Raw genomic sequence first — 14,095 nt, 5'->3', positions numbered from 1 at the left:
CCTGCCAGGTCCCCGGCCCCTACCCCGACCCCGGGATCACCGCCCCCCTCTGAGCCGCGCGCTGGTGTGCCGGGTCGCCACCGCCGCGGACGGGTCCTCCGGCCACGGATGCTTCGGATACCGCCCCCGCAACTCCGCCCGCACCGCGCGGTAGCCGTCCCGCCAGAACGACGCCAGGTCGGCCGTCACCGCCGCCGGCCGTCCGGCGGGGGAGAGGAGGTGGACGAGCACCGGCACCCCCGCCACCCGGGGCGTCTCCGCCAGACCGAACATCTCCTGGAGCTTCACCGCGAGCACCGGCCGGTCGCCCCCGTACTCCACCCGTATCCGCGAACCGCTCGGCACCTCGATCCGCTCCGGCGCCAGCTCGTCCAGCCGGCTCGCCTCGCCCGACGTCCACGGCAGCAGCCGCCGCAGGGCCTCACCGGCGCCGATCCGCCCCAGATCGGCGCGGCGCCCGGCCCGGGACAGTTCCGGCTCCAGCCACTCCCCGGCCCGTTCGACCAGCGCCTCCTCCGACACGTCCGGCCACGTCCCGCCGACCTCCCGGTGGAGGAACGCCAGCCGCTCGCGCAGCTCCCCGGCCTCCCGGCTCCACCGCAACAGCCCGAGCCCCTCGCGCCGAAGACCGTCGAGCAGCGCCTCCCGGACCAGCGCGCGGTCGGCCCCGGCGCCCAGGGGCCGCACCGTCAGCTCGACCGCGCCCAGCCGGTCCACCGAGCGCGCGACCACGTCCCCGTCCTCCCAGCGGACCTCCTCGCCGGTGGACCGCAGGTGCCCGGCCGCCCGCCGCGCCACGGCCTCGTCCACCGCCACCGCGAGCCGCACCCGCGCCGTGGCGTCCCGCGCCGTACGGTCCGCCACCGCCACGGCCAGCCACGGCGCGGACCGCAGCCCGGAGCCCTCGGAGAGCCGCGCGCCGCTCCCCGACACCATCAGATAGCCGCCCTGCTCCCGGGCCCTGGCCACCCGCTCCGGGAAGGCGAGCGCCGTCACCAGACCCGCCACGGCGTCGTCACCCTCCCCAACCGCCGTCAGAACACCGCCCCTTGCCCCGGCCTCCGCCGTAATGTCCCCGGCCGCCGCCTCGCCCGCCGCCCGCTCCAGACGCCGCGCCTCCGCCTTCCACCGCGCGCCGTACCCGTCCGCGCCCCGGCGGGCCGCCCGCCAGGCCGCCGCCAGGTCGTCCCCGTAGTCGCGCGGCGGCTCCTCGCCGAGCAGCGCGACCACCTCGGCGGCCCGCCGGACCCCGACCTCCGGCGCACCGTCCAGAAGGGCGCGGCCCAGCCGGGGGTGGAGCCCCAGCCGGGACATCCGCACCCCCCGCTCCGTGGCCCGGCCCGCCGCGTCCACGGCGCCGATCGACCCGAGGACCGAACGGGCCGCCTCCATCGCCCCGGCCGGCGGCGCGTCGAGCAGCGCGAGCCCCCCGGCCGTCGGATCGCCCCAGCAGGCGGCCCGCAGGGCGAAGTCCGCCAGGTCCGCGATCCTGATCTCGGGCGAAGGGAACCGCGCCCGGCCGCCGTCCTCCGCCTCCGACCAGCAGCGGTAGACCACACCCGGCGCCTCGCGTCCCGAACGCCCGGCCCGCTGCGTCGCCGCGGCCGTCGACACCGGCACCGTCGCCAGCGACCCGAGCCCCCGGGCGTGGTCCGTCCGGGGCTCCCGCGCGAGCCCCGAGTCGACCACCACCCGCACCCCCGGAACCGTCAGGCTCGACTCCGCCACCGACGTCGACAGCACCACCCGGCGCCGCCCGCCCGGCTCGACGCCCCGCAGCACCGCGTCCTGCACCGCCGCCGGAGCCCGCCCGTGCAGCTGGAGCACCTCGGCGTCCAGCCCGGACAGCAGCCCCGCCGTCCGCGCGATCTCCCCCGTACCCGGCAGGAAACAGAGGACGTCGCCCGCGTGCCGCTCCAGCGCGGTCCGTACCGTCGCCGCCACGTGGCGCAGCAGCTCCGGATCGACCCAGGTGCCGTGCGCGGGCCTGATCCCGGACGGCGGCGCGGCGAACCGGACCTCGTACCCGTGCCCCTCGCCCTCGCTCCGCACGATCGGCGCGGGATCGCCGCCGTCGAGGGTCGTGAGCAGCCGGGCCCAGGCCTCGGCGTCGCTCGTCGCCGAGGCCGCGATCAGGTTCAGCTCCGGTCGCAGGGCCGCCCGTACGTCCACCAGGAACGCCATCGCCGTGTCCGCGTCCAGGTGCCGCTCGTGGCACTCGTCGAGCAGCACCACGTCGACTCCCGCCAGCTCCGGGTCGCGCTGGAGCCGCTGGAGCAGGATGCCCGTGGTCACCACCTCGACCCGGGTCGCCGGTCCGGCCCGCCGCTCGCCGCGCACCGAGAAGCCGACCGCGCCGCCGACCTCCTCGCCGAGCAGCCACGCCATCCGCCGGGCCGCCGCCCGCACCGCCATCCGGCGCGGCTCGGCCACCAGCACCCGGCGCGCCGGCCCGTCCCCTATGAGCCCCGCGAGCGCCAGCGGCACCAGCGTCGTCTTGCCGGTGCCGGGAGGAGCGGACAGCACCGCCGTGCCGCGCTCCGCGAGCGCGGAGAGCAGCTCGGGGACGGCATGGCGGACGGGGAGACGGTCGAGCGCTTCGTGTCGGATCACGCACTCAGTCTCGTACGCGGAAGAAAAAGGCGGGCCCCGTTGTCCACAGGGCCCACCCATAAGTACGACTGCCGTATATGAACACGGCCGGTGAGGGCGGCGCGTCCGCCCCCGGCTACTCCACCCCTGGCTGCTCAGCCCCCGGCCACTCCACCCCTGGTTACTCCGCCCCCGGCTACTCCGCCCGCTCGCACACGAAGATCGCCGTCCCCGGGATCAGGTTCCCCCGCAGCGGGGACCAGCCGCCCCACTCCTGGCCGTTCCAGGACGGCCACTCCGGCTCGACCAGGTCCACGAGGCGGAACCCGCCGGCCACCACGTCCCGCACCCGGTCACCGAGCGTCCGGTGGTGCTCCACGTACACCGCCCGCCCCTCCTCGTCCTGCTCGACGTACGGCGTGCGGTCGAAGTACGAGGCCGCGACCGAGAGCCCCTCGGGCCCCGGCTCGTCGGGGAAGGCCCAGCGGATCGGGTGCGTCACCGAGAACACCCAGCGCGCGCCCGGCCGCAGCACCCGGCGCACCTCCCGGAACACCCGCACCGGATCGGCGACGAACGGCACCGCCCCGTACGCCGAGCAGGCCAGGTCGAAGGAGTCGTTCCGGAACGGCAGCGCCCCCGCGTCCGCCTCCACCAGTGGCACCCCGCCGCCGATCCGCAGCGCGTGCTGGAGCTGCCGGTGCGAGAGGTCGAGCGCCACCGGCCGTGCCCCCTGCGCCGCCAGCCACCGGGAGCACTGCGCGGCGCCCGCGCCGATCTCCAGGACGTCGAGGCCCTTCAGGGAGGCGGCGGGGCCGAGCAGCCCGGCCTCGGCCTCGTCCAGTCCTTCGGGACCCCACACGAACCGGTCGTCGCCCAGGAAGGAGCCGTGCTCGCTCTGGTACTCGTCGGCGTTCCGGTCCCACCATCCGCGGCTCGCCCGGCTGCTCTCCGCGTCCCCCGCGTCACGCCGGGTCGCCTCCGCCCCGTCGGCGCCGTCCTCGACCGCGTCTTCGTGTCCGTACTCTTGGTTCATCTCGCCCGCCGATGTAGTTTGCGCGTCAGTACCGCCGTGCGGCGGGCCACGCCGACACGGCGTGGAAGGACATGAGTGGTGCCGGAGTTGAGCGGATCTGCCCCGGGTGCGCGCTTCGCGCATTGACCCTGTCCGGCTGCTTCCGTATGCTAAAGGTTGCGCTGCGGGTCTGCGTGCCTCAGACGGAGCAGGCCGCGCTCGTACCTGGTGTATGTCCCCTCGGTTTTCGAGGCTCCTCCCGTCCGCGGGCAGGGGGCCTCATTGGCTGTCCGGCTTCTTGGTGCGATACGGGCTCTCGGCGTAGCAGTACCTACGACTTTCTGTCCGTAACCGGAGCCCTTTCCCACATGACGAGCAGCACCGAGACCACCGCCACCACCCCGCAGGTTGCGGTCAACGACATCGGTAACGAGGAAGCCTTCCTCGCCGCGATCGACGAGACGATCAAGTACTTCAACGACGGCGACATCGTCGACGGCGTCATCGTGAAGGTCGACCGGGACGAGGTCCTGCTCGACATCGGTTACAAGACCGAAGGTGTCATCCCGAGCCGCGAGCTCTCGATCAAGCACGACGTCGACCCGAACGAGGTCGTCAAGGTCGGCGACGAGATCGAGGCCCTGGTTCTCCAGAAGGAGGACAAGGAAGGCCGCCTGATCCTCTCGAAGAAGCGCGCCCAGTACGAGCGCGCCTGGGGCACCATCGAGAAGATCAAGGAAGAGGACGGCATCGTCACCGGTACCGTCATCGAGGTCGTCAAGGGTGGTCTCATCCTCGACATCGGCCTCCGTGGCTTCCTGCCGGCCTCCCTCGTCGAGATGCGTCGTGTCCGCGACCTCCAGCCCTACGTGGGCAAGGAGCTCGAGGCGAAGATCATCGAGCTGGACAAGAACCGCAACAACGTGGTCCTGTCCCGCCGCGCCTGGCTGGAGCAGACCCAGTCCGAGGTCCGCCAGACCTTCCTCACGACCCTCCAGAAGGGTCAGGTCCGCTCCGGCGTCGTGTCCTCGATCGTCAACTTCGGTGCCTTCGTGGACCTGGGCGGCGTCGACGGTCTCGTGCACGTCTCCGAGCTGTCCTGGAAGCACATCGACCACCCGTCCGAGGTCGTCGAGGTCGGCCAGGAGGTCACCGTCGAGGTCCTCGACGTGGACATGGACCGCGAGCGCGTCTCCCTGTCGCTGAAGGCGACCCAGGAGGACCCGTGGCAGCAGTTCGCCCGGACCCACCAGATCGGTCAGGTCGTCCCGGGTAAGGTCACCAAGCTGGTTCCGTTCGGTGCGTTCGTCCGCGTGGACGAGGGCATCGAGGGTCTGGTCCACATCTCCGAGCTGGCCGAGCGCCACGTGGAGATCCCGGAGCAGGTCGTCCAGGTCAACGACGAGATCTTCGTCAAGGTCATCGACATCGACCTCGAGCGCCGCCGCATCAGCCTCTCGCTGAAGCAGGCCAACGAGTCCTTCGGTGCCGACCCGGCCTCGGTCGAGTTCGACCCGACCCTGTACGGCATGGCCGCGTCCTACGACGACCAGGGCAACTACATCTACCCCGAGGGCTTCGACCCCGAGACCAACGACTGGCTCGAGGGCTTCGAGACCCAGCGCGAGGCCTGGGAGACCCAGTACGCCGAGGCGCAGGCTCGCTTCGAGCAGCACCAGGCGCAGGTCATCAAGTCCCGCGAGGCCGACGAGGCCGCCGCTGCCGAGGGCGCTGCCGCCCCGGCCGCCGGTGGCAACGCCGGTGCGGGCATCTCGGGCGGTTCGTACTCCTCGGAGTCGGACGACAACTCCGGCGCCCTGGCGTCGGACGAGGCGCTCGCCGCCCTGCGCGAGAAGCTGGCCGGCGGCCAGAGCTGAACAGGCTCTCCGCTGAGCGCTAGCCGCTAGCGAAACCGAGGCCCGCTCCCCTCCGGGGGAGCGGGCCTCGGGTCTTTTCCTCTCCCCCGGGGCCCGCTCAGGGCGTGACGGCGATGTTCGTCAGGCCGTTCCCGCCGGTCACCGTGTTCGAGGCGTACACCGTGGTCCGGCACGAGCCGCTCTGGTGGGTGACGTTGATCGCGAGCCGCTGCGGACCGGTCGCGCCCGTCAGGTTCGCGCGGTTGCCGCGGAAGACCGTCCCGCAGCCCCAGCCGCTCTGCTGACTGTGGGTCTCGAAGCCGTTGTTCGTCGTGTTCACCCCGGTGTTGTCCTCCACGAGGACGTCGTTGCCCTTCACGTCGACCCAGGAGTCGTCGTAGTTGGCACCGGTCAGCCCGCGCCCGTCGAAGGTGTTGCCGACGATCCTCGCCCCGGTCGTGCCCTCCTTGACGTCGACGCTCTCGCCGCCCACGTCCGGCCCGATGACGTTGTTCAGGATCTGCGCGCCGTCGCTCCGGTCGGAGAGGTCGTTCGCGGTGCCGACGTACACCCCCTCGCCCATGCCCCGGCCGTCGTTCCCGGTGTCGTGGATCCGCGAGTTCTTCAGGACGCCGTTCCTGCTGGAGTTGCGGAAGTGCACGCCCTCCATGGTCAGGTTGTGCACGGTCACCCCGTCGATCACCACGTGGTCCGCGGCGTCGGTCATGATCCCCTTCTGGCCGCCGGTTACCGTGACCCCCTCCACCGTCCAGTACGAGGCGCCGTTGAGGTGCAGCCCGTAGCCGCCGCGAGCCGTCAGCACCGCGCGCGAGGAGCCGGTCAGGGTGATCCGGGCGGACGGGGTGCCCGGCACGGTCGCCTTGAAGTTCCCGGTGTACGTGCCGTCCGCGAGGTGGATCGTGTCGCCGGGGCGCGCGGCGGTGAGCGCCGACTTGAGCTGGGCGGCGGTCGCGACCTCGATGGTCGCCGCGGCGGCCGGAGAGGTCGTGAGGGGGACGGCGAGGAGCGCCGGGAGGAGGGGGAGGAGCAGCGTTCGAGTGCGCATGGAAGCCTTCCGGGGCAGGAATGGGGGGTGTTCCTGTATGTGCACGGGGATCGAGAGACTGAACGCGACGCTGTCCGGAGACGGTAGGGAGCCGCCCTGACCGTGTCAAGGTCTGGACCAGTGCCCGGAGTTCGAGCCGTTCCCGCCGAAAGATCGCGCGCCCCGGGAATGGCGGCGGCACCCGGCGCGTTCCCAGAGAGAACACGAGGAGGAGCGGTAATCGTGCTTGATCCGCAGGATTTGTACGAATGGGACCCGAAGGGCGTGGCCGTCGTCGACATGGCTCTGGCACAGGAGTCGGCCGGCCTCGTCATGCTGTACCACTTCGACGGCTACATCGACGCGGGCGAGACCGGCGAGCAGATCGTCGAGCGCGTGCTCGACACCCTTCCGCACCAGCTGGTGGCCCGCTTCGACCACGACCGGCTCGTGGACTACCGGGCCCGCCGCCCGCTGCTGACCTTCCGGCGCGACCGCTGGACCGCGTACGAAACGCCGTCCATCGAAGTCCGCCTCGTGCAGGACGCCACCGGCGCCCCCTTCCTCGTCCTCTCCGGCCCGGAGCCGGACGTGGAGTGGGAGCGGTTCGCCGCCGCCGTCCGGCAGATCGTCGAGCGCCTCGGCGTGCGCCTCGCCGTCAACTTCCACGGCATCCCCATGGGCGTGCCGCACACCCGCCCGGTCGGGCTCACCCCGCACGGCAGCCGCACCGACCTCATGCCCGGCCACCGCAGCCCCTTCGACGAGGCCCAGGTGCCCGGCAGCGCCGAGTCCCTCGTCGAGTACCGGCTCACGGAGGCCGGCCACGACACCCTCGGCGTCGCCGCCCACGTCCCGCACTACGTGGCCCGCTCGGCGTACCCGGACGCGGCCCTGACCGCGCTCGAGGCCGTCACGGCCGCCACGGGCCTCGTCCTGCCGGGCGTCGCCCACTCGCTGCGGACGGAGGCCCGCCGCACCCAGACCGAGATCGACCGCCAGATCGGCGAGGGCGACGAGGAGCTGGTGGCGCTCGTGCAGGGCCTGGAGCACCAGTACGACGCGGTGGCCGGGGCCGAGACCCGTGGCAACCTCGTCGCCGAGCCCGCCGACCTGCCGTCGGCGGACGAGCTGGGCCGCGAGTTCGAGCGCTTCCTCGCCGAGCGGGAGGGCGACGCGTAGCCCCGCCGGGACAGGCCCTAAGCTGCCGCTCATGCTGAAGGTGGGCCTGACCGGCGGGATCGGCGCCGGCAAGAGCGAAGTGTCACGGCTGTTCGTCTCGTACGGAGCCGTCCTCATCGACGCGGACCGGATCGCCCGCGAGGTCGTGGAGCCCGGCACCCCGGGGCTCGCGGCCGTCGTGGAGGCCTTCGGCGAGGACGTCCTCACCGCGGAGGGGGTGCTCGACCGGCCGAAGCTCGGCTCCCTCGTGTTCTCCGACCCCGACCGCCTGGCCACCCTCAACGCCATCGTCCACCCCCTGGTCGGCGCCCGGTCGGCGGAGCTGGAGAGCCGCGCGGAGACCGGGGACATCGTCGTCCACGACGTGCCCCTGCTCACCGAGAACGGGCTCGCGCCGCTCTACGACCTGGTCGTGGTCGTGGACGCCTCCCCGGAGACCCAGCTCGACCGGCTCGTACGGCTCCGGGGCATGGAGGAGTCCGAGGCCCGGGCCCGGATGGCGGCCCAGGCCACGCGCGCGCAGCGGCTGGCCGTCGCGGACCTCGTCATCGACAACGACGGGCCGCTCGACGAGCTGGAGCCGCAGGTGCGAAAGGCCTGGGACGAACTGGCCCGACGGGCCGCCGCCCCGTCCTAGGCCCCGGAGACCGGGCGGAATGCGGCCGCCGGGTCCGGTGTTCAACCACCGAACGAGGGGAAGGATGCCATCGTGGCCGACAGCAATCCGGAAACGCACGTCATCGACTTCCGCGCCGCCGAGCACCTGCTGGCCGCGCGGGACCCCCGGGGCGCCGTGAAGCTGCTGGACTCGGTGATCGCCGCCCATCCCGAGAACACGGCCGCGCGCCTGCTGCGCGCGCGGGCCTTCTTCGCCGCCGCCCAGCTGCGGCCCGCGCAGCTGGAATTCGAACTGGTCCTGGAGCGCGAGCCGGACAACGCGTTCGCGCACTTCGCCCTCGCCCGCACCTTCGAGCGCTCCGGACAGACCGACCGGGCCACCCGGCACTTCCGCCTCGCCGCCGCGCTCGACCCCAAGCCGGAGTACCTGGAAGCGGCGGGCTTCGACTCGCAGAGCTGAGACGTACGGGGCAAGGGGTGTACGGGGCGGGGTTACGGCGCTCAGCGCTTCCCGCCGCCGCGGTCGGAGTCGTACGGAGGGACGTCCCGGCCCGGCTGCCAGTGCGGACCCTGCCGCATCCGGCGCACCACGAGGACCAGGTCGCACAGGACCACCAGGAACAGCACCCCGCAGGCCGCCGCCCAGCCGGGGCGGCCCACCAGGGCGAACGCGACCGTGCCGAAGGCCGCCCACAGCAGCCCCCACACACTCAGCCAGAACCGCATCCGCAAGGGACTGCGCGCGGTCACCGGCTCGCTCCCGGTTCGCATGGCGGTCACGTCTCCCGTGAGGGTTTCCCGGACACTTCCGGACACTTCCAGCATGGACCCGTTCCGGGCGAAACCGAAGGAGGGGGCCGGACCGGCCCCGGCGGCCCGGCGCCCTAGTGGATGACGCTGTAGCTGCGCCAGGGCGGGGTGTCCGGAACGATGTGCTCCCCGGTGCTGGCCGGCAGATAGGTGGACTCCTTGCCCCGGCAGTCGGTGGTCGGGTACAGCACGATGTCCACCAGGGTGTTGTTCTCGACGCTGGTCGCGCCGGCCGGTGCCAGGCGGTGGCAGCCCTTCACCGAGGGGCTCGTCACCATCACCCCCACGTCGCGCCCCGTCTCGTACTCGATCGTGCCCACGGCGGTGCGGCCGAGGCCCGAGCAGCCGGCGACGGCGAGAGTGAGCAGCACGGCCCCGGTGGCGGTCGTGAGACGCCGGCGAACGGACATGGCGGTTCCTCTTCTGTCGGGCAAAGCCGACGGACGGCGACGGACGGCGACGGCACGGTGTCGAACCGCTACGGACGGTGATCGGCCGTGGTGGGCCGTGGTGGGCGGTGCCTCCGGGCCCGACCCCGGTCCAGGCCCACCCTCCCGCCCGCCGACCCCCGTGTCATCCGGTGCTGGGCCGCCCGGGGGAACCGCCCGGCGACCACGGCCGGACCCGTGGCCGGTCCCATGGCCGGACCCGTCGGCGGTCCCGTTGTCAGACCCCGCCCGTAAGGTCGGAGGTCCACGTCGGAGTTCGCCCGAACTCCGACGCGCGGCGGACGGCCGGGGGAGGAGAGCGGAGCCGTGACACACACCTGGATCACCGGCGCTGCCGTCTTCCTGCCCGCCGCCCTTCCCCGCGAGGGCCGGGTCGCCTTCTGGGCCCCCGACGGCGGCGCGCTGCCGGATCCGGGGACGGCGGCCGGCGCGGAGCGCGTCGAGCTGACCGTCGCCCGGCGGCACGGCACCGGAGCCCGGAGCCGCCTGGTCCCCGCCGTCACGCTCCCGGTCGAGGCCGCCCTGCCCCACCTCGTCGCCGCCCGCCACCACCCGGCCGCCCACCCCGCCACCGCGGGCTGGGGCGCCGCCGCCCTGCACGCCCTGCACCTGGCCGCCCGGGGACGGCTCCTGCCCGGGCTCACCGCCGACGACCTGGACGCCTGGCGGGCCGGACCCCTGGACGCCGACGACATCGCCCATCTGCGGGCCGTCGCCGCCGCCCTGCCGGCCGAGGCCCACGCCGTGCCCGTCCCCGGCCGCGGACCGCTGCGGCTGCCCGAGCCCGAAGCCCTCGTCCGCGCCTTCCTCGACGCCGTCGCCGACACCCTGCCCCGCACCCCGGCCGCCGCCCACGCGGTCGGGGCGCCGTTCGCCGCCCGCGCCCCGCAGCACCTGCCCCGCGCGCGTGCCTGGGCCGCCGAGGCGGCGGCCGGGATGGACGCCGGGGTCCGCGTCTCGCTCCGCCTCGACCTGTCCGCGTACGAACTCTTCGACATCGGCGCCCCCGGCGAAGGGAGCGCGGAAAGGAGCGGCGGCGAGCGGCACGCGGCCGCCGCCCTCCTTCAGGTCCACAGCCTCGCCGACCCCACCCTCGTCATCGACGCCACGGCCCTGTGGACGGGGGAGGGCGAGCACTTCGGCCCCCGCGCCCGGATCGACGCCGTCCTCGCCCTGCGCCGCGCCGCCCGGGTCTGGCCCCCGCTGGCCCGGCTCCTGGAGCGGGACGTGCCCGACGTCCTCGCCGTCACCGAGGACGAGCTGTACGAGCTGCTCGGCCCCGCCGCCGCCCGGCTCGCCGACGCCGGGGTCGCCGTCCACTGGCCGCGCGAGCTGGCCCGCACGCTCAGCGCCTCCGCCGTCGTCCGCCCGGCGCTCGCCGCGCCCGGCTCCGCGACCGACGGCACCTCCTTCTTCGACAGCGAGGAACTGCTGCGGTTCGACTGGCAGCTGGCCCTCGACGGCGACCCGCTCACCGAGCACGAGATGGACCTCCTCGCCGAGGCCCACCGGCCCGTCGTGCGCCTGCGCGACCAGTGGGTCGTCGTCGACCCCGACCTGGTCCGCAAGGCCCGCAAGCGGGAACTCGGCCTGCTCGAACCGGTCGACGCCCTCGGCGTCGCCCTCACCGGTACCGCCGAGGTGGACGGCGAGACCGTCCCCGCCGTCCCCGTCGGGGCGCTCGCCGCCCTCCGCGACCGGCTCCTGGCCGGACCCGAGGACGTACAGGCCCCGCCCGGCCTCACCGCCACCCTGCGCGACTACCAGCTGCGCGGCCTCGCCTGGCTTGACCTGATGACCTCGCTCGGCCTCGGCGGCTGCCTCGCCGACGACATGGGCCTCGGCAAGACCGTCACCCTCATCGCCCTCCACCTGCGCCGCGCCCGCCGCGCCCCCACCCTCGTCGTCTGCCCGGCGTCCCTGCTCGGCAACTGGCAGCGGGAGGTGCGGAAGTTCGCCCCCGACGTGCCCGTGCGGCGCTTCCACGGCGCCGACCGGGACCTGGACGGCGCCGGGGACGGCTTCGTCCTCACCACCTACGGCACCCTGCGCACCAGCGCCGCCCGGCTGGCCGCGCACGAGTGGGGGATGGTCGTCGCCGACGAGGCGCAGCACGTCAAGAACCCGTTCTCCGCGACGGCCAAGGCGCTGCGCGAGATCCCCGCGCCCGCCAGGGTCGCCCTGACCGGCACCCCCGTCGAGAACAACCTCTCCGAGCTGTGGGCCCTCCTCGACTGGACCACCCCCGGACTCCTCGGACCGCTCAAGGCCTTCCGCTCCCGGCACGCCCGGGCCGTGGAGAACCACGAGGAGATCGAGCACGACGAGGCCGTCGAGCGGCTCGCCCGGCTGGTGCGGCCCTTCCTGCTGCGCCGCCGCAAGTCCGACCCCGGCATCGTCCCCGAGCTGCCGCCCAAGACGGAGTCCGACCACCCCGTCCCCCTCACCCGGGAGCAGGCCTCCCTCTACGAGGCGACCGTCCGCGAGACCATGGCGCGGATCGAGGAGTCCGAGGGCATGGCACGGCGCGGCCTCGTCATGAAGCTGCTCACCTCGCTCAAGCAGATCTGCAACCACCCCGCCCAGTTCCTCAAGGAGCAGGCCCCGCGCGGCCCCGGCACCGCCCGCCTCGCCGGCCGCTCGGGAAAGCTCGCCCTCCTCGACGAACTCCTCGACACGATCCTCGCCGAGGACGGGTCCGTGCTCGTCTTCACCCAGTACGTGTCGATGGCGCGGCTCCTCGCCGACCACCTGGCCGCGCGCGGCATCCCCGCCCAACTCCTCCACGGCGGAACCCCGGTGGCTGAGCGGGAGCGGATGGTCGACCGCTTCCAGGACGGCGAGGTCCCCGTCTTCCTGCTCTCCCTCAAGGCCGCGGGCACCGGCCTCAACCTCACCCGGGCCGGCCACGTGATCCACTACGACCGCTGGTGGAACCCGGCCGTCGAGGAGCAGGCCACCGACCGCGCCTACCGCATCGGCCAGACCCAGCCGGTCCAGGTCCACCGGCTGATCGCCGAGGGCACGGTCGAGGACCGGATCTCCGAGATGCTCCGCGCCAAGCGGGCCCTGGCCGACGCCGTCCTCGGCTCCGGCGAGGCCGCCCTCACCGAACTCACCGACCGGGAGCTCGCCGACCTGGTGTCCCTGAGGAGGCCCTCGTGAACCGCGCCCGGGCCGTGCGCGCGGCCGTCCCCCGCCACGACGACCGCCGCCGCTCCTTCCCCCAGGTCGCGCCCCGCGCGGCCCCCGACGGGCGGTTCGCCGCCACCTGGTGGGGGAACGCCTGGGTCGAGGCCCTGGAGGACACCGCCCTCGACCCGGCCCGCCTCGCCCGCGGCAAGGCCTACGCGGGACGCGGGCACGTCGACGCGATCACGGTCACCCCCGGCCGGGTCGTCGCCTACGTCCACGGCAGCCGGCCCCGCCCGTACCGCACCGAGATCAGGATGCGGACCCTCGGCGACGACGGCTGGGAGGAGTTCCTCGACGGGGCCGCCGCGCGCCCCGACCACATCGCCGCCCTCCTCGACAAGGACGTGCCGCACGCCTTGGAGGCGGTCACCGGACTGCTGCCCGCGCCCGGCGACCTCGTCCCCGACTGCTCCTGCCCGGACGACGGCTACCCCTGCAAGCACGCCGCCGCCCTCTGCTACCAGGCCGCCCGGCTCCTCGACGAGGACCCGTTCGTCCTCTTCCTGATGCGCGGCCGCGGCGAGCAGGAGCTCCTCGCCGAACTGACCCGGCGCAACGCGGCCCGGTCCGCCGCGGAGACGGACGCCGCCGCGTCCCCGATGCCCACCGTCCCCGCCCGCACCGCCCTCGACGCCGCCGGGGCCGGGCTCCCGCCGCTGCCCGCCCCGCTGCCGCTCCCCGACCGGCCCGGCCGCCCGGCCGTCTTCCCGCCCGACCCCGCCGCCCCCGACCCGCTCGCGCTCGACCTCCTCGCCACCGAGGCCACCGCCCGCGCCCACGCCTTCCTCACCACGGGCCTCGACCCGGTCGCCGCCCTCACCCCCTGGCAGGACGCGGTCCGGCTCGCCGCCGCGCACCCCGGCTCCGGGCTCACCGCCTCCACCCGCGCGCTCTACCGGGGCCTGGCCCACGCCCTCGACCGCACCCCCACGGACCTGGCCCGCGCCGTCGCCGCCTGGCGGCAGGGCGGGGCCGAGGGCCTCGCGGTCCTGGAGGAGGCCTGGGACCCGCCGGCCGGCCCGTTCGACCGGGCCAGACCCGCGCTGCTCGCCGCCGGACTCCCCGCCTTCCGCCCCTGGCGCAACCGGCTCTCCGCCAGCTCCCTCCAGCTCCGCCTCGGCCGGGACGGCCTCTGGTACGGCTACGAGTCGGACGCCGACCGCGAGGACTGGTGGCCGCGCGGCCACCCCGACCCCGACCCGGTCGGCACCCTCGACGGCCTCCTGGGACGGTGAGTCCACACTCGAACAGGCCACACTCGTTGGGGTGAAACCCTCCGGGGGCCGGATCCGGCGCGCACGTCCGCCGCGTTGATTCGGGTACGGGCAACTGC

General features: G+C 74.3%; 11 protein-coding genes. 6 read left to right on the top strand and 5 right to left on the bottom strand.

The genetic code is table 11. From position 1 onward, the window contains the following. Window positions 1–36 precede the first annotated feature (36 nt). The gene (hrpB, locus tag ACIQD7_RS12185; protein ID WP_402441495.1) at window positions 37–2,613 is read right to left on the bottom strand and encodes an ATP-dependent helicase HrpB; all 2,577 of its coding nucleotides are present in this window, start codon (window positions 2,611–2,613) and stop codon (window positions 37–39) included. Window positions 2,614–2,788: 175 nt separating this feature from the next. Beyond that, window positions 2,789–3,628 (bottom strand): class I SAM-dependent methyltransferase, encoded by an 840-nt coding sequence (locus ACIQD7_RS12180; protein WP_402441494.1) that lies wholly within the window; start codon window positions 3,626–3,628, stop codon window positions 2,789–2,791. Between the two features lie 347 nt (window positions 3,629–3,975). Between ACIQD7_RS12180 and rpsA the strand changes: the two genes are divergently transcribed. Further along, entirely contained in the window at window positions 3,976–5,484 is a 1,509-nt protein-coding gene (rpsA, locus tag ACIQD7_RS12175) for a 30S ribosomal protein S1 (protein ID WP_121830289.1), read from the top strand. A gap of 97 nt (window positions 5,485–5,581) precedes the next feature. Here rpsA and ACIQD7_RS12170 read toward each other — a convergent pair whose 3' ends face one another. Continuing rightward, the gene (locus tag ACIQD7_RS12170) at window positions 5,582–6,529 is read right to left on the bottom strand and encodes a right-handed parallel beta-helix repeat-containing protein (RefSeq protein ID WP_161373454.1); all 948 of its coding nucleotides are present in this window, start codon (window positions 6,527–6,529) and stop codon (window positions 5,582–5,584) included. A gap of 222 nt (window positions 6,530–6,751) precedes the next feature. Here ACIQD7_RS12170 and ACIQD7_RS12165 point away from each other — a divergent pair, with 222 nt between their 5' ends. The 3 genes from ACIQD7_RS12165 (at window position 6,752) to ACIQD7_RS12155 (ending at window position 8,768) form a co-directional block, all read left to right on the top strand. Beyond that, entirely contained in the window at window positions 6,752–7,690 is a 939-nt protein-coding gene (locus ACIQD7_RS12165) for a PAC2 family protein (RefSeq protein WP_053648869.1), read from the top strand. 31 nt (window positions 7,691–7,721) lie between these two features. Then, entirely contained in the window at window positions 7,722–8,327 is a 606-nt protein-coding gene (coaE, locus tag ACIQD7_RS12160; RefSeq protein ID WP_402441493.1) for a dephospho-CoA kinase, read from the top strand. A gap of 72 nt (window positions 8,328–8,399) precedes the next feature. Further along, on the top strand, window positions 8,400–8,768 hold the full coding sequence (locus ACIQD7_RS12155) for a tetratricopeptide repeat protein (RefSeq protein ID WP_402441492.1): 369 nt from the start codon (window positions 8,400–8,402) through the stop codon (window positions 8,766–8,768). Window positions 8,769–8,809: 41 nt separating this feature from the next. Here ACIQD7_RS12155 and ACIQD7_RS12150 read toward each other — a convergent pair whose 3' ends face one another. Together ACIQD7_RS12150 and ACIQD7_RS12145 are read right to left on the bottom strand one after the other, a co-directional pair. Beyond that, window positions 8,810–9,079 (bottom strand): DUF6343 family protein, encoded by a 270-nt coding sequence (locus tag ACIQD7_RS12150; RefSeq protein ID WP_402442330.1) that lies wholly within the window; start codon window positions 9,077–9,079, stop codon window positions 8,810–8,812. 113 nt (window positions 9,080–9,192) lie between these two features. Next, entirely contained in the window at window positions 9,193–9,528 is a 336-nt protein-coding gene (locus ACIQD7_RS12145) for a hypothetical protein (RefSeq protein ID WP_402441491.1), read from the bottom strand. Between the two features lie 345 nt (window positions 9,529–9,873). Between ACIQD7_RS12145 and ACIQD7_RS12140 the strand changes: the two genes are divergently transcribed. Together ACIQD7_RS12140 and ACIQD7_RS12135 are read left to right on the top strand one after the other, a co-directional pair. Beyond that, window positions 9,874–12,732 carry a DEAD/DEAH box helicase gene (locus ACIQD7_RS12140; RefSeq protein ID WP_402441490.1) on the top strand — a complete coding sequence of 953 codons (2,859 nt, stop codon included), beginning with the start codon at window positions 9,874–9,876 and terminating at the stop codon, window positions 12,730–12,732. Beyond that, window positions 12,729–13,997, top strand: coding sequence for an SWIM zinc finger family protein (locus ACIQD7_RS12135; protein WP_402441489.1), 1,269 nt, complete (start codon window positions 12,729–12,731; stop codon window positions 13,995–13,997). Before ACIQD7_RS12140 ends, ACIQD7_RS12135 begins: the two co-directional genes overlap by 4 nt. Window positions 13,998–14,095 lie beyond the last annotated feature (98 nt).

This window comes from Streptomyces sp. NPDC093071, from assembly GCF_044754545.1.
Lineage (GTDB): Bacteria > Actinomycetota > Actinomycetes > Streptomycetales > Streptomycetaceae > Streptomyces.
The sequence above is the reverse complement of the archived record's forward strand: the minus strand, read 5'-3'. Positions and strand labels throughout refer to the sequence as shown.